The organism is Vibrio sp. ECSMB14106 (assembly GCF_000972265.1).
GTDB lineage: Bacteria > Pseudomonadota > Gammaproteobacteria > Enterobacterales > Vibrionaceae > Vibrio > Vibrio kanaloae.
Window position 1 is genome coordinate 57,743 of record NZ_LAUM01000015.1, and the last position, 16,573, is coordinate 74,315.

The 16,573-nt window shown below is 43.4% G+C and carries 10 protein-coding genes; 1 reads left to right on the plus strand and 9 read right to left on the minus strand.

Features of this window, described 5'->3' with window-relative positions:
- The first annotated feature begins 11 nt into the window (after window positions 1-11).
- Window positions 12-455 carry a helix-turn-helix domain-containing protein gene (locus WR49_RS12245; protein ID WP_231574702.1) on the plus strand — a complete coding sequence of 148 codons (444 nt, stop codon included), beginning with the start codon at window positions 12-14 and terminating at the stop codon, window positions 453-455.
- Between the two features lie 469 nt (window positions 456-924).
- Here WR49_RS12245 and traN read toward each other — a convergent pair whose 3' ends face one another.
- From traN to WR49_RS12290, 9 genes are all read right to left on the minus strand, one after another.
- The gene (traN, locus tag WR49_RS12250) at window positions 925-3,705 is read right to left on the minus strand and encodes a conjugal transfer mating pair stabilization protein TraN (RefSeq protein ID WP_046224196.1); all 2,781 of its coding nucleotides are present in this window, start codon (window positions 3,703-3,705) and stop codon (window positions 925-927) included.
- 195 nt (window positions 3,706-3,900) lie between these two features.
- Window positions 3,901-4,908, minus strand: a complete 1,008-nt coding sequence (locus tag WR49_RS12255) for a TraU family protein (RefSeq protein WP_046224197.1) — start codon at window positions 4,906-4,908, stop codon at window positions 3,901-3,903.
- Complete coding sequence (locus tag WR49_RS12260; protein ID WP_046224198.1) at window positions 4,905-5,609, minus strand: EAL domain-containing protein; 705 nt, start codon at window positions 5,607-5,609, stop codon at window positions 4,905-4,907. Before WR49_RS12260 ends, WR49_RS12255 begins: the two co-directional genes overlap by 4 nt.
- Entirely contained in the window at window positions 5,606-6,874 is a 1,269-nt protein-coding gene (locus tag WR49_RS12265) for a TrbC family F-type conjugative pilus assembly protein (protein ID WP_046224199.1), read from the minus strand. Before WR49_RS12265 ends, WR49_RS12260 begins: the two co-directional genes overlap by 4 nt.
- Window positions 6,837-7,352 carry a S26 family signal peptidase gene (locus tag WR49_RS12270; protein ID WP_046224200.1) on the minus strand — a complete coding sequence of 172 codons (516 nt, stop codon included), beginning with the start codon at window positions 7,350-7,352 and terminating at the stop codon, window positions 6,837-6,839. The genes WR49_RS12265 and WR49_RS12270 overlap by 38 nt, the downstream gene beginning before the upstream one ends.
- Entirely contained in the window at window positions 7,349-7,669 is a 321-nt protein-coding gene (locus WR49_RS12275) for a hypothetical protein (protein ID WP_017085232.1), read from the minus strand. The genes WR49_RS12270 and WR49_RS12275 overlap by 4 nt, the downstream gene beginning before the upstream one ends.
- Window positions 7,670-7,686: 17 nt before the next feature.
- Complete coding sequence (gene traC, locus WR49_RS12280) at window positions 7,687-10,137, minus strand: type IV secretion system protein TraC (protein ID WP_046224201.1); 2,451 nt, start codon at window positions 10,135-10,137, stop codon at window positions 7,687-7,689.
- Window positions 10,134-10,838, minus strand: coding sequence for a DsbC family protein (locus tag WR49_RS12285; protein ID WP_014386716.1), 705 nt, complete (start codon window positions 10,836-10,838; stop codon window positions 10,134-10,136). Before WR49_RS12285 ends, traC begins: the two co-directional genes overlap by 4 nt.
- A 155-nt stretch (window positions 10,839-10,993) precedes the next feature.
- Complete coding sequence (locus tag WR49_RS12290) at window positions 10,994-16,465, minus strand: Ig-like domain-containing protein (protein WP_046224202.1); 5,472 nt, start codon at window positions 16,463-16,465, stop codon at window positions 10,994-10,996.
- Window positions 16,466-16,573: the final 108 nt, after the last annotated feature.

Below are 16,573 nucleotides of genomic sequence, written 5' to 3' on the forward strand. Positions count from 1 at the left end.
TGAGCTCGTTAATGCGAGAAGTGATACTCAAGCTTACTGAAAGCACAGGTTCCCTCGCAAAAGAACGAGCACATAATTTAGGCTTGGTCGCCCTTGATGAACTTGAATCATTGGAAGCATTGGAGCTCTATATTCCATCAGGACATGACCCTCGCCTGCAACGGTTGATCAGTCTTATTGTTAATCAGCCTGACCAATCTCTGTTACTTGAACAGCTGGCAAATCAAGTAGGGGCAAGTGTTCGTACTATCGAAAGGTTGTTTAAGGCAGAAACGGGACTCACATTCCGTCAATGGCGTAGCCGCTTTCGTTTGATGAGTTCACTGGACAAGATTTCTCAGGGGTATAACACAACCTTGGTTGCGCATGAGTTGGGTTATAGCAGTGTGAGCAGCTTTCTCTCTTCTTTTAAAAAATTGTTTGGTTGTACACCGAAGGAATATGCTCAGAGGTAATTATTTTATTACGAAACCCTGAGTTGGTTTTCAACGACTATAGGAATAGGACCTCGTTTATTCGTCAACTGCAATATAAAATCTATGCAATTATTTTTTCCATTATCTGTAGTAATTTGTGATTTGCTAATTTAAACAAAAACTCTAGCAAGGTTTTGTCCAAAAATGAGTTTCGCTCAGTTGATTTGAACTGTTGATTTGAACACACTGAAAGGTGTGAATCTTAGAAGCGGAAATTTTCACCTTTCTATGGTTTTTTCGCCAAATTACCCAAAAATGTGAAAATAGTGAGAAAAGCATTGTTAAGTTGGCTCTCTCATACTAATTTGAAGAATTAAATCGTAAGGGTGCCAGAAGAGGAAAACGCTCAAACCTCATGGATTTAATCTAACAGGTTCAGCGAATATTTCAAACAAGAAAAAAGCGCTCCCTATCGGGAACGCCTTTAATGTGTATACAGCTGGTCTTTTTAATAACCTGGGGCACCTGTATCTGGAAGGATGGAGTCTCCCGCATCTTTTCTTGTTTTATCAAGATCAGACCCCTTCAATCTCTCCTCAGCTCGCTCTTGAGCATTGAGTCGAGTTCCATCAACATCAAACGCACTACCTGATCCTGTAAGACGATCTAATGTCATACCAGCGGGATCATCGAAGTGACCATTAGCTCTCAACAAAGCTAGCCATTCATCTAAGTTCACCTGTGTCCAGTCAATCTCAGCTAAACGCTCCAATGGAATCCCCTCACACTGAGGAGCTTTTGCAGGACCAAAGCTCATTCCTAATTGAGGTCTTACTTGCTCCTGAATGATTCGTGATAGTGGAGAGCTAAAGCAGCAGTATGCTTCGCGTTTTTCAATACATGCTCCTAACACTTTTGATTTGCAATATGAACCAACCTTAGTGCAGCTGTTCAATGCTCTTTTTGCATTTAATTCAAACTCTTCCTCTTCACACTTCCACACTATTTGAATGATCATCATGGCTACAACATAAGCTGTATACGCGGCCATAATACCGCTTAGTACACTCGCAGCCTGTTGCCCTACCATTTGCTCCATCATACCTTCTGATGCACCAGCTGGCACACCAGCGCTTCCTGATGCAGATGCATTCCCTAGAGCTTTACTGGTTATTTTCGTAATTTCATCTTTTAGAGCTTGAATTGCCTCTTTTGCCAAATCAGTGATAGGTTTTGTAAAGTTATCAATAGCACCTGTAATGTTCTCTATATATGAGGTGAACGGTTTGGTTATTTCGGTCCAACCACTAATCGCTGGATCGCGGATGGCTTGATAAGCACCTTTAATTGCACTACCGTTCTCCAGAGACATAATGGCACCATCCAGTTTAGGTACTGACATCATGAGAGTCAGATAGTCCCCCATAGATAGGCCACTTGGTTTCTCACAACAATCCTGAGCTCCCCCAACAGCTTTTTTACATTCACCTGGATCGCCACCAAAAGCCTTACAAATAACGTTTTCTGTACCTGTTGGGTTATCGTTACCATCAGTACCAGTACACGCCATATCTTGTGTCATAAACTGAGCAGCATTCAGCAATGCAGCAGCTCTGGCAAAATCGGTACTTTGTGTTTTATTAACATCTAAACACTCGTCACCCATGCATTTTATTGGCCCACCACATGTAAAGTTTGTTTCTTTGTCTAAAGTCGGCACATCAACATCTGTACCACAATCAAAAGTGTCCTCTTGAACATAACAAACACCAGAATCTCCCTTTGCTCCATCGACACATTGAGAGCTAATGAATCCGCATTGTGGGTTCTCTTCAAGAGCTTGGCATGAATTTACGTTCCCGCCTTCATTTTCTGGACAATGCTCTACACCCTGGGGATCGGTCCAACATTCCATTTGCCCTTTATTAAAATCGTAATCAGCTTTAACTCTCACTTTTTCACAAAGTTTTGGGATTCCTGGCAAAGGAGATTCACTCAACATATCTTCGCAAACTCGATAGCCATTCTTGACTACGCATCCGGTTCCTTGAACGTCTGTGGGTTGTTGTATGCAGGTAAACTCACCTGACGCAAAACCATCTTTAATTCCTACTGCCGCATCCAAGCAGCTCTGAGGGGTCCAAGTATCTTTGAATACAGCTTTAGACCTATCATATTTTATTTTTATGCGGCCATAGCCTTCACCTTTACCTGCCACTGATACCCGGATTTTAAAACTAATAACGTCACCAGCTTTTGCATTTTTAAAATGAGATGTTACGTCAATATTTGGGTTTCTTTGCCAACTAGTACTCAACTCACAAGCACCAGCTGTTTCCGGAGGGAAGTTACTATTTGGCCCTTGCCAAACTTTCTTTTCTGCACCTGGAGGACCAACAAGAACTTGCATGTAGTCATCCCATTTAGCATATTCTAATGTTGCTGAAATTATTGCATCAGGGTTATCAACCCTAACCTGTGTTGACTCTTCATAGACAGAGCACCAACCTGACCAATAGTTATCACCAACTTTACCGATCCAGAGTTGAATACAGTCATCGCCGCACGGCTTAATGTTAAATGGGCCTGAATGGTATTTGATAATTTCTGCATCGTACTCATGTAGCACTTCGCAGTCGGCGCTTTTATCAGTTATGCGCTCGCAGGTTCTGTAGTCCGGAATATGAGCTTTTATAGTGTTATTGTTTATGATAGTCTCAGCAGAACAATCTCCAAAACCTTCTGATATCACATCAATATCTTCATAGGTTTTCTTGCTGAGATTCATCAAGGGGTCATTACTGAAATCAGGTTTTGATTGATTTGTGGCATCCAAGAGAACCTTGTAGGCAGCACCTGATATGGTGGGGTTCCCACTATTAGCATCACTCCACAGAGAGCTTTTTGCATTACCACCAATAGAATCCATGCCGTTGTTATCGTTATAGACACCTTCTAGTTCACCTATGTTTGGGTTTCCATCTGGAAAGTAATAACTTGAAGGGTCACTATTGGAGCTGCTTGTGCCAGGAAACAAATCATTTACATTTATAGTTCCACCACCATTTTGAAATTGACCATTTTCAAGTGTTGGAAAGCTAATATTTCCGTTGTTAACTCCTCCTGGAGCGGACTTGAAAGAAGACACTAAATCATTTGCTAAAACTTGCGCTTCTCGTCCAGCCTCACTAGCACTATTGCCGTTAGCATAGGCATGTATAGGCAAGAAAGGGGTTGTCACTATTAGCAAAGAAGCGACAGCCCTCATCAACCTTGTATAATTTCTCATTACTCTATTCCTGTAACCCGTTCTTATTACCCCTCAACATATACCGCCATGATAGTCGCCCGACCGCTTTTCTTTAGACTGTGGAACTGTCCATTTTGGACAACACTGGGTTCCTTTACCTACGCAGTTCATGCCCTCCATATAAAGAAAAAGCCCCATAATTGGGGCTAGTTATTAGTGATTTTTTCTGGAGCTTTAGTTATTACAGCAATCATTCCAGCGCCATATCGTGTAAATAGGATCTTGACCTATCGCCGGAATTGTTTTCCCTATACCCCACGTTAACGTTGACTCTCCGATAACATGCGAAGAATTTGTTTCTGCAACTGGATGCAATAAAGTGAATTTGTATTGTGTTTTGGGTAATGTTGGGCTTATGACACCGTTACACATCGCGTCAGAACCCATAGTCTTCCATGACAAACCTCGACGATGCAAAGCTGTTAGAACACGGGTTGCAAGTAGACTACTGTCTTTGATCACCCCTTTCCCACCATTTTGGTTTCCACTTAAAGGATAAATTGATCCCCAACTACCTGCACACCAGAACAACTGCTTGAGAGGCTTGCCAATACTCGCAGCCGCTGCATCAGCTGTACATGCTGCCGCTGCTATAGGGTTTGCTACAGCAGCAGCTTCGGGATTAGTAAAAAATGCAAGTTCATCAGAATTCCAAGTAGGGTCTAACTCGGACAGATACATAATATCTAAATCAGAGTAACCATCAGCATTGCAGGTCTTCTTCACGAACAATTCCAACATTGTCATAAGAGGAAAGGCGTAAAAGTGATAATGCATAAATGATCCATCACCACCGTCCATCGTACCTTCTCCATGATGTCCCTGGAACGTTCTATCGAAGGGGAATCTAGTTCCATTAAGCACAGAAGAACACCCAGGAACTCGTTGAAATTCAACCAAACGAGCAGGCTCCCACATTGATGTAGTTACACCTGGTCGTGGTATCCCATTGTTATCTTGGCAAGCACACAAAGGACTCCCAACCGCATCAGACGGATATGAGCCACCACCACCACTAATTGTTGCACCAGCCACTCGAATTGGAAATATGCATGACCAACAGATATCAGTAAAAAGCTTAGGGCCAATGACTTCTGCATTCTGGCATCCTGGATCAGCTTTAGCAGCCCCAGCCAAGGTAAATAGGGTCACTACTAAAATTGTTTTCAATATTTTATTCATGACATAACTCCAGCTCTGATTGGCTCAGATACTTGTGCTTGTTTTAATGATTGGTTCACTTCAAAGTCGAACGTAATGGGCTTACCATGCAAAAAACCTTGCTGCCACTCTAATCCCAGAAGTTTTGCTACTTCTGATTGAGCGACACTTTCAACTCGTTCTGCAATCGGTGTTATGTTGTTAAGACGACAATACTGAACCGCCGCGTTACCTGCCAAACCCTTCAACTGTCCTATTTCAACTTTGCAAAATTGCCAAGAGTAAGATGTTAGGCGACTAACTGATGAATGATCTTCTCCAAAGTCATCCATTGCTAAGGCAACATTAAACTGACTAAGTAAGGGCCATGCGTTATCTAACTGTTCTGGTGTTACCTTTTCCGTGATTTTAATAACTACTTGGAATGAGGCTTTATCTGTAAGCTCTTTCAACAATTTGAACCACTTCATTCGTATGTCTGAAAAGCTCAATGTCTGTGGCGATACGTTAATAAATATACTGGGGTAAAGCCTTTCGATAACAGGGACAAGGTGAATCAGAGATTTCATTATCTCCAAATCCACCATCCCCCAGTTAATAGGTGTTTTGTGGTCTGCTGGGCCATAGACTTGACCTTGATGGTGCCATCTAGAGAGTACTTCCGCTCCAACAGTATTGCTACCATTTGAGGTAATCGTCTGGAACGCAGGGATCAGGTTCATTCCACAGCCTCCTTAACATCAAATTCCCTTACCAAAAAGTTATTCCCTTGAGCCGTAATCACTGTTGGTGTGTACTCGACTTGGAAGCGATTAACTACATCCGGCGTAAGCAGATAAACAGGAGCGTCAACAGTGTCTGTAACATGTTTATATGAATCCCAACCACTATCGCGCTCAAACTGAGTAGCAATATATGTGACTCTTTGAACCCCACGTTCTTGCTGCACTTTAGGGACAAGTTCAGTCAACAGTTCCATTTGCTTTTTATCTAAAGGGTCAAAAATGATAACGGCCTGAGTAAACTGACGAGTCCCCGGCTTACACTCTTCGCCGTGAGCGCAAAGTGGATTTATAACCTCACCTTTACGAGCAAACACAACTCCCTCAGCGGTACTTATGTCCTTCGATAGGTATATGCTTGGGTCAAGCAATCGCTCTCGATATCGTGGTGCCCGTGGTCTTTCGTTGAACTGCTGGTTATGCCAAAACCGCTTTACTGCCTGATCTTTCTTTTCTTCCCAGTCAATACCCGCTAGTTGAGCTTTAGCTCTCTCGATAAAGTCTTGCTCCGCAATTTCAACTGCTGGGCCTCGAACTCCGAAGTCGCCAGACTCACCAGCATCCACCTCTTTTCTTATCCACTCCAGCGTCGATAAACCTGTAACTTTTGCGAGTTCTTTGGGATCGTGTCCAGGCTTAGTTTCTTCTTCAAGCACGACTATCGTTGGTACTGACGTGACATTATGTTTTTGGAACAAAACAGAGTTGATAACGACATTAGGCACTGGCTCCATTTGCTCTGCTAATTTTTGAACAGCTTTGATGCCATCACCAATGCTCATACCATCCGGAATTCCACGGAAAACCACTACCACATCATCTTCACCTGATGCCGTATCAAGTACATCTTTCAGCCCTTCTTTTCCCAATGAGTAAGATGCAAAAATAAGAGTTGAGTGCCCTGTATAGACATTTTTTTCGGCCTGCCTCTCCGCCATTGCTTTCAGCGTGGGGTCTGATTCTTGTAGTTGTTGGAAAAACTGACGCGCCTCTACCTGAGCTTGATCTAAATTTGTATTCTTCGCCCAATCAGGAAGCTCTTCCATTTGTCGAGCCTTCTCTGCCAACTCCCTTCCTTGCTCGATAATAGCCATATCCTCGCTAGTTAGAGGGCTATTACTAGCAACAACAGAACTTGAAATGAGGGCCGCAACTAATACAGATAATTTAGAAGAGCGGATATGCGCGGCCAATGATTTGCTCATCTTCTACAGCTCCCCAATAGCGTGAATCAAAACTCGATATACTTTCCCCGAGAAACCAATAATGTTTCTCTGGAAGAACACCTTTCCCAAAGAAATGACTAGCAGGAACATTCAACTTATTAGCCAGTTGTAACCCCACTTGTTTAACCTCTCCGTTCACTACAACTTCCCAGTTTTTATTGACTTCAACAGTATCGCCTGGCATCCCGGAAAGGACTTTTAACATCCTTGTTCCATCATCATAAAGTGGCTCCATACCCTTTGCAGAAAAGGCGTAAATAGCATCTCTATGGAGTTCTTTATCTTTTAGGTCGATAAGGTAGACAGAATGGTTAGGTAAACACCGCTCTAATTGCGGGTCATAACCGATTCGGTAACGTCCCGCAAAGGACGTCCCAGCAACCCAAAGAAGAGCAAGTACAATTGCAGCCTTTAAAGCAAATCGCTTCCACGATTCTTTTCTGACAATAAGCTTCATTCCAGTATTACCTCCGAAGGTAAATAAATATCCTCTGGAGCACCTAAAGTAGCGGCACCATCAATAATCAAGTACCCCGCTTCTTTGAGTTTGAATATTGCGTTGTTTGTTTTAATCATCAATTGTTCGATCTCGGCTTCATCAGCTCCGGATGGGTATGAGCTCGCTATCTTCGTGAAATCCACAACAACCACTGGAGGTGTTAACGCTAATCGGTCATGAAGCGCAGAGGTTTCTTTGACCATGAAGTAATAAGAACCACCGAATCCACCAGCTGCACCTAACAAAGCCGCAATTAAAATTGATTTAAAGTTCATTATCCTTTCCTTTCTAGTTATGCGGCCATGCCACGTTGATGCATTACTTGACGTATTGCGTCAGTGATATTTAAGCCCTGATCTACATACTTATTGATATCTCGGATGTCATCTGGGTCTGTTGAATAAAGCAGTTTTTGGAAATCACCCACGACCAAACGGCCAACACCAATGCCAGCTTTTGATTTAATGAAGATTTCTGAATAAGCACCTAGAATGGTGTGGACAGTTTTTAGTGTGTGGAAACCACCTTCGGAAAGAGACAGACGACCACTGCGTTTTACGGATTCTACTGACTCTTCTGTCTGACCAAGTAGGTACATGGATGCTGAGTTCTCAGCAATAGCGCGACCCACAGGGTTTTCATACAGGTCGTTGATCGACTGAGTACAAATACCGATACTTCCACCGTACTTCCTTGCCTTACGGTATTGGTGTTCCATAAATGTACTAACTTCACCCTCTTTAAGCAGATCCCATGCTTCATCAATGATGACGACTTTCTTACGGTTACGTTCACCGAGGAACATTTCCTGCTGAATCTGATAAATCATTTGCAGCAAAACAACCTGACGTAAATGTTTGCGGCCTTGTAACTCATCAAGCTCCAGGACTGTAAAACGGTTTTGGAAGTTAACGTTATTCGAACCAGAGAAGTAGCTACCGTAACTACCCTTTGATGTGAATGCATATAGCTGTTGACCAACATCCTTAATCCGCTGCTCATCTGACTCGCGGCATCGCTCAGCAATATGGTCCACTGTCATTTCACGACCTTTTTCATCCCAAAGTTCGTTCATGATCTGCTTTAGACCCGCAAGCTGGAATTCATCGAGCAAACCTTTCTCTGATGCCATTGCTTTGACAATAGAGACAACACCATCCTCTTCTTCTTTCCAGTTCGTGATCAGTTCAAATGGGTTCAAACAAATGTTGGAGCCTTCGGCGAAATGCACAAAGTCCCCTTTCAGCAGTTCACACAGGTCTTTGTATGACTTACCTGCGTCTATAACCCAAACTTGAGCCCCCTCAGACAAGTAACTGAATATCAATTCGTTGGTAAGGAAACTTTTACCCGATCCAGATTCCGCTGCGACCACTAAGTTTTTGTTCGTGTCGCTATCATGCAAAGACAAGCTCATTAGCTGTCCGTTACGAGAAATCAATGCAGAGTGGAAAGTACCAGTCCCTTTCCACTCGCCAAATACCGGTAATAGAACTGATGCCTGCTCAGTGGTCATGGTTTTATAACGAAACAGATCTTTTACGGCTTTTCGGTCGGTACAGAATGGCAAGCAATTGATAAACATTGGTAACGAGATAAATTTGTCTTCCATCATCTCGAAGCGGTTCTCGCGCCAGATGTTACGCGCCGCTGTTGCTGCTGCTTGAGCGCGTTCAGCTGTAGGAGCAAAAAGCACCAATGAATAACTTACACGGACAGGTTTTGAGCCTTCTTTTAATGACTCATACAAAACATCAAAGTCATTCTTCTTGTCTGCAAGTACTGGAACAAATTTCAGCATAGGCCCGTATGCTTGGTTTACTGTAAACTGACGTTTTCTTTCAAGTGCATTCTTGGTGTTTTCAACCTCAGGGAAAAACAGGTTTGTCACGACCATGTAGTTTTCACGAATAGCTGAGTTGCCCCCACTAAGATCCCCAACAAAGGTTATTGCATCACCGAAATAGAAAGAGTCGGGCATTTTCTTCGCAGACATAACCTTAACGTGATAATCGCCTAAACGTAGACCGCTCTTATCAACTTCCAAGTCTGTGCCGTAATCAAAAATTTGCTCACAAATGGGCTTGTCGGTTTCCCAATCGCAACCATCTGTTCGCCATGATGCCTCAGGCCCCCAATTGAGCATGGTATTCATTGTTCTGATGTAACCGAGAGCAGTTAGGGGGACAGGGTGAACACCAATCGTTCTTAGTGACGACTCAACTTTAGTCCGTAGGTTTGCCAGAGAGTCTAGTTCTTCCTGAGACGGTTCATTGGCATGTTTGATGGGCACTTTTACGGTGACGAATAGTTTTAGGTCGTGGATTAGACCAAGATCAAATGTTCCTTTTCTACATTTTGCAACCATTCTTTCGGTCGTATGTTTTTGCAGGAACTCCATTCGCTGCTCGATTGAAGAGGTCAACAAATCATCTCTGTAACCATCACGTAACCCCATCATTCGATACATTTCATGGTTTAAGTCAGGAGATCGAAACAAGATAAACTGCATGGTGGTTTTGGCCGGGTATTCCTGGTTCATAAAACCATTAACACGCTCTTGAATCTTTTCGTCAGCCCCGCACAGAGGATGGCAGTAGAAACCAAAGCCAATACTTTTGTCATCCATCAAGAAGGTATAATCATCTTCTGAGTACGCTAGCACGGGTACAATCCCAGCAGCTCTTAAATGCTCTGGGATAAGCTTTTCTTGGAGCTTTTTTCTTATCGTAATAATGTTCATTTATCACTCTCCAGCCATGTTTTCAGGTCCATATTCTGTGGTCGGCCAGCATTAACTCGCCCATCAGGTGCAATCAAATAAGGAACACCTCGAATATTTAGTAACTGTGCGGTAAGCAGAGTGAGATCATGACGTTTACTGCTGCATGATGTTGGGTATGAGCCAAGCTTTCTTTGGCTAAGCGCTTCAAACGCTTTATCTTGGTCAGTTATGCAAGACAGAGCGCGAGCTAAACGGTTTGACTTATCACCAAGAATAGGTATCACGACAAACTTAAACGTGTATTCGTCTTTGAGAGCTTTCGCCTCTTCCATTAGCTGGTGGCAGGCACCACACTGAGGGTCAACAAAGACCACTACTTCTTTTGGGCCAGTCCCAAGTTTTGCCACATTCATCGCATCTATATCGACATTCATGTCACGTAGCCTAAATCGGTCAGCGACATCGCGCATTTCTGTCAACGTACTGAGAGGCTTCTTTTGCCAGAGATCGTAGATTTGTCCTGAAATAACAAAGCGTCCATTCTCTGACAAAAACACGATTTGACCGTCACTTTCTACTGCATTGATGCCATAAATTGGCAACTCAACCATTCCAGTAATCTTTGCCTCTGCTTTCTGCACATCAGCAGCAGTAAAATCTTTCGCTGTTGCTACAGTACTAAGCAGCATGAGCACTGGTGCTATTGCTTGTTTCAACATACCTATCCTTTAACCGTCAGTTACTTTTTCATCAGTTGGCAGTTTATTCGGGATATGGATACAAGCCTGCATCTGTAGTTGCCCTGTTTGGTCAATTAGAGCGGAGAGACAAAAAAGCCCGGCGAGTGCCGGGCTTGGTTTAGATAGTCATAATTTTATTGAAGAGTCACAGGATCACTGCGACCACCAGCATCATCTATACCAGTCAAAGTAACTTCTGGCATTGCATCATAGCTGCGTTTGCTGATCGTCAATCTTCGTGATGAAGAGGCAACAGATTCACCATTAAGCGTCCATTCAAATCCTTTCACGCGACCATCGACATCATCACATGAGGCATAAACAAGCCATGCGAATGTGCTTTCTCTATGATCAATAGAACAAACCGGAGCTTGGTTTTCGATAACTTTTATCTTCAACTCTTTCTCCACTTCTTTGCCCATATCAGACTTAATCCGGAAGTTAATTGTGTGCTCTCCCGCTTCAAGCGTCATTCGTCCATAACGGCCAGTGTCCTCAAGAGACTTTCCATTAACGGTGTACTGCATCACATTAATTCGGTCTCTTGGGTGTCCACCTTCAATATATGGACGAACCAGAACATCCAGAGGCTCACGATCCAACTTATTCGAGCCTGAGTATTCCAACTCTACCTTATAGCTTTCAGCTTGACCTATCGTTATCGCTAACTGAGCTTCTGCTTCGTTACCACGAGCATCGCGCACAATGACCTTCACAAGGTGCTCGCCCGGCTCTGTGATTTCAAAAGAGCGAGACGTGTCTCGTTGATCTTTAAGCTTTGCACCTTCCGGTAAGCTCCATTCGTAGGTAGGCTCTTCAAGCTTGCCTCGGAATCCAACAGGACGGACAGAAGCGCTAACAATAGCTGGTGCTACATCTGCATTTGCTCTGTAGCTGAGTGCAAACTCAGGCCAGACATATTGCCATACGCGAGCTTTGTATACCGTTTCCGATGTAGAAGACTCTTTGTAACCGTCGATCCATGCTGTGTATTTGATTTCAACACGAGCTTGATCCAAGTCTGCTTGATTTGGAACGTACTCAGCAGTGTTGCCTTCAATAATGGTTCCATCAGGAAGCGTGAAGAAACCTTTAACTTCGGCATCCAAATCTCGATAAGGCAGTCGAGTATCTGCGGTTAGTTTGTAAGTAAAGTCTTTCTCTACTAAACGAGGTCCATCAATACGAATACGCGGAGCTTTAACAGCTTTAAACTCTACGGTTTTCTTGGCCTGGCTATACGCATACGCATCATCTTCTGGAGCCATCGTCGAACGTACACGAGCAATTAACTTAACTCGTTGTGGTTCTTCTCTGGTTAGCGTGATACGTGGAGCCGCAGTAGTGTAAGTCTTACCACCATCTTCTGACCACTCAATCACAGTTTTACTTACATCAAATGCGTTCTCGCCATCCATAATGGTCGCTGAGTATTCAGAAGAACTACCCACCAAGAGCGTATCTGGACCAGGAACATCAACTTCAAGCGCTTCATACGAAACAATTTCTACATTTTCAGTGTACTTTTCTAAGCCCGAGTTTACGTTTACAACTTTAGCTCGAACTAGATATTTACCAACACCGAAACTCTCTACGAAACTGTACTTTCTACGTTCTTCTGTAGCATGTTCAGTCCACGTCTGACCATCATCGTTACTCACTTCCCAGTAAACATCTCCAACTGAGCGGTAATCAAGTCTATCAACAATACCTAACTTAAATGCTGCATTGAAAGGAGCTGCACCGGATAAGCGACGAGTTGTAACCTCACCATCAATTTTGTTACCACGAAGAACCGTAGCAAAAATTGGGCTTGGAGATGCCTCGATACGTTCATATCCTTCAACTGGGCTAACAAGCTTCGCTTCTGCGGTAAATCGAATGTAGCTAGAGTCTACTTTCGACATTTCAACTGCTATTTCAGCTGAACCGTTTTCTGCATCCACCCATTCTGACATTGGTTCAATCTCTCCTGGAGAGATCTGACGAGACAGACGAACCTTCCACTGTCCCATAGTTGCTTCATCATATTCGTCGTTCCCACGGTACAAATCGCGTATATCGACTTTTACGTTCAGCGTTTGGATATCGAGAACAGTATTACCATCCATTGACAGCATTGGACGAATACCTTTGCTTGGCATTGCAATCAGTCGATATTCTTTAGTGCTCTTAATTTCAGGTACTTTTTCATATGAAGAGTCAACTTGGTAGGTTACTTCTTCCCACAGTTTGCGGTCATCTGTTCGAATACGACGATTCACCTTCATCGCTGTACCCATACCGGATGAATGCACTTCTGACTCAAGTGTTTCATTGTTCCTAGAGATAGAAACCCTCAAGTCTGATGGCTTCGCATTCACTTGGACATCACCGAAATAATCACCAGTCATAGGAACGATGTAGATGTTGTCCTTGAAGTGATAATCGGTCATCAGATCAACTTGGGGAACCGCTGGGTCAACAACCTCGATGTTAAAGGTCTCATCCGCTAACGCTACACGAGCTCCACTACGAGAGAAAATGCTAACACGCCAACTTAAAGGAACCGTTGCTTTTTCTGCCAATGAACCAATTAGTGTGGGTGTGTCGTATCGAGTATCTTGTAGCAGCCCTTCTGGAACTTCTTTCCACTCAAATAAGCAGCTTCTGTGCGCCGCTTCGGATACACGTCCACTCTCATCTTGCTTGGCTTTTTCAGCATCCATCGTCAGGATACAGCTTGGACCTGAGGTTTGTCGTAACTGAACATTTAAGTTCTGGATAACACGGTCTACTTGAGCAATATCTGACTCTGGTAAGTAAGTTACTGAACCCAAAGCAGAGACCACATTTAGCTTTCTGTTACCGCCGCCGATTTTTACCTTATCTTCGCCGTTAAACAGATATACACCATAAGTGACATCCTGTTCACCGATCTGCAATGCTTGACCAGATATACCAGCAACTCGATTACTGTTTACCACTTCGGCTTCATCTGGAATCTGCTCCCACTCAACAAAACACACAGGGTCTTTGATAGGATCTGATGATTGAGCTTCTTGCAGGTTCGTCGAATAGCGACATGGTACTCCTGAGTCGGCAGAGACTTGGACATTGAAGTTGTCGATGACTTGTCGAACTTCCCAAGTATTGGCCGTTAAGCTTTCACTCGCTTTCCATGTTTTGATATTGGCTACCAAAACTGGAGAGTTAGGCGCTGTCGTCATAACCAAAAGGCTTGCTGTGCCAGCATCTGCACCATCAACAGCTCGAACTGGAATACTTAATCGTCCTCCAGTAGAAGCAAAGCTATGGTTTTTCATAATGTCAGCTGTTTGGCCTGGTTCAACTCGAATACCGTTTACCACCAAAGGAATTTGAGCATCACTTCGCAATGTCACCATAACGTCGTATGAGCCAGTTACGACCGAACCATCACTTAACGTTAGAGGTTCAGTTTCGATGATGTTCTTACCGTCTGCATAGGTAAACTCATACGGAACTGCCGGAATAGCCATATTGCCGTTAAATCCGCCTGAAAGCGTAATTTCACGAGGTTTATACTCGAACTCAACTTCTTGTTCTACCGTATTATCCTGACTATCCTGAGCTCTCACCGTTAAAGCATAGCTTTCACCTTCCTGCAAGGACGGGAACATCACAGGGTATTCCAACCTAAACCGTCCTTTTGACTCTTCACGCCATGAAAGCTGAACAGATTCATTTGCTGGCCCCCCAGTTAACGACATAGAAGTGATACTAGGATTTGTATCAATGTTGTCTTCTAGCGTTACTACAATTTGGTCCAAACTCTGAATTTGCTTACCATTCCCTGTGTCATAACTAACACCTAACGTAGGAGGCGTTCTATCAGATGAAAATGGAAATAATGGTACTTTAGTTAGAGGACCATGACGCTCTTGAGCTACAGCGTATAAGTTAAATGCTCCCTCAGGTAAAGTTTTTAAGTCCCATTCGTAGGTATAATTAGAGCCATTATCGACATAGCCTACTCGATTTACTGATAGACGGTTTCCATCTTGATCTTCTATCCAAGAGTCCGCTAACCTTAATCGGTCAAAATACGAACCTCTTCCCGGCTGGTTGATGTAAACATCTAGCTTCTTAGAGTTTTCATCATAGCTATGAGTCAAACTTGGATAGTGCTGATCATTCCAGTTAACTTCTGCCCATTTTGGATTTGACTTCAACGTATTTTCTTCATTTCTAACAATAGCATTTGCATGAAGATATCCCGTTGTTCCCTTAGCTAAGGTATAGCTCCAGTCAATGGTACAGCTAGTTTGCCCAGCAGGAATTTCACATGTCCCGTTGTGAGACGCTACCTGTTTGTAAGGTCTCGGTGATACATTAATTTTTACCCCAGATATAGAAATCGGCAACTCATGATTTTTTACATCATAGCGGTAAAAAGAACTCCAACCTTTATCGCTGTAATTATACTCAACGCTGGCTAAGTTAGGACTTTCAGCGACTCCTTGGGCCAATTTAAGGTTGTATGAAACACCACCACCACCACCATACTCACCAAAGTTAACCCAACGCCAGTAGTTACCATTTGTGTTACCAAATGGAGCCGAAGCAATTATGTATACATAATTTTCATCCTCACCAGCTTTTATGTTGTCCCCCAAACCATTGGTCATTCGAATACCACCCTCATGGTATTCATGCCAATTATCTCTATCTACACGAAAAGCAACACGTATAGGGTTGGTTTTAACCTCCATTCCAGGCTCGTATGGAACAAAACCTTCCAACCCAGGGCCTATCGAACTATTAGAGTCTGGGTCATATACCCCAAACAATGAGCTCGGTGCCCCCGCATAGTTATCGAATCGAACTGTCTGACGGTTTGTTTCAGTTGTGTTACCAGCCTGATCGGTAACTTCAAACCAAATGGTGAAATCTTCATCCAGATTAGAAGAAGGAAAGATAGACTCATATGGAATCCTGGCTTGCTTTGAGGCTGCATCGAAACCAATCACTGAATCACGGTATATACTGCCATCTGCTCGACGTAATTTGAAACGGATTTCTTGGATACCACTTTCATCTTCTACTTCCTTGAGGATAAAAGCTGAATTACCACTGCCTTCTCTACCTAGTTTCCAGACATCACCCGAAATAACAGTTCCGTATCCTCCACCATTGGAGGCATAACTACTGTATTCGGGTGCTGTAATATCAACGTTTATCGGATAAGTATCCGACTGGACTGACTCTCCATCAGCAGAGAGAATTTCTGCCTTGAATGAGTACTCTCCCTCTCCTGGAGCGGCTAGTGATAACTCCGCACCATAGTAGGATTTTCCATTAACTGTAATACGGTCTGTGCCTCCAAGCAGGTGACTCGTAGCCGAATTCACCACTGAACCGTCTGGCCTTACGATAGAGATTTTAACCTTACGGTCGATCCCTGCACTCAACGCGAACTTTATGTTCCCTGTTGGGTTGGCGTAAACGGTGCTTGGAGATAATGTGCGTTCTGCACCATCAGGTGTATTAAAGCTGTATTCTAACAATTCCGCTTGAGCTAATGGCGCAGCAATTGCGGCCATCGCACCAAGCAAGACTGGTAGCCTTAGCTTGAACTTATTCATAATGTTTTCTCCAATAGCTATTGAATAGGGTTACAAGAACCCAATACAGGAGGTTACTGGAGTAATCGGCTATACACAGACTGTGTAACTGCCCAATTTGAGCGTTTT

Coding starts and splice junctions, on each gene's coding strand:
- WR49_RS12260 (WP_046224198.1), bottom strand. CDS start 5,609: ATGAACCTGATCCCTGCGTTCCAGACGATTACCTCAAATGGTAGCAAT.
- WR49_RS12285 (WP_014386716.1), bottom strand. CDS start 10,838: ATGTTGAAACAAGCAATAGCACCAGTGCTCATGCTGCTTAGTACTGTA.
- WR49_RS12275 (WP_017085232.1), bottom strand. CDS start 7,669: ATGAACTTTAAATCAATTTTAATTGCGGCTTTGTTAGGTGCAGCTGGT.
- WR49_RS12255 (WP_046224197.1), bottom strand. CDS start 4,908: ATGAATAAAATATTGAAAACAATTTTAGTAGTGACCCTATTTACCTTG.
- WR49_RS12245 (WP_231574702.1), top strand. CDS start 12: ATGCGAGAAGTGATACTCAAGCTTACTGAAAGCACAGGTTCCCTCGCA.
- traC (WP_046224201.1), bottom strand. CDS start 10,137: ATGAACATTATTACGATAAGAAAAAAGCTCCAAGAAAAGCTTATCCCA.
- WR49_RS12265 (WP_046224199.1), bottom strand. CDS start 6,874: ATGAGCAAATCATTGGCCGCGCATATCCGCTCTTCTAAATTATCTGTA.
- traN (WP_046224196.1), bottom strand. CDS start 3,705: ATGAGAAATTATACAAGGTTGATGAGGGCTGTCGCTTCTTTGCTAATA.
- WR49_RS12290 (WP_046224202.1), bottom strand. CDS start 16,465: ATGAATAAGTTCAAGCTAAGGCTACCAGTCTTGCTTGGTGCGATGGCC.
- WR49_RS12270 (WP_046224200.1), bottom strand. CDS start 7,352: ATGAAGCTTATTGTCAGAAAAGAATCGTGGAAGCGATTTGCTTTAAAG.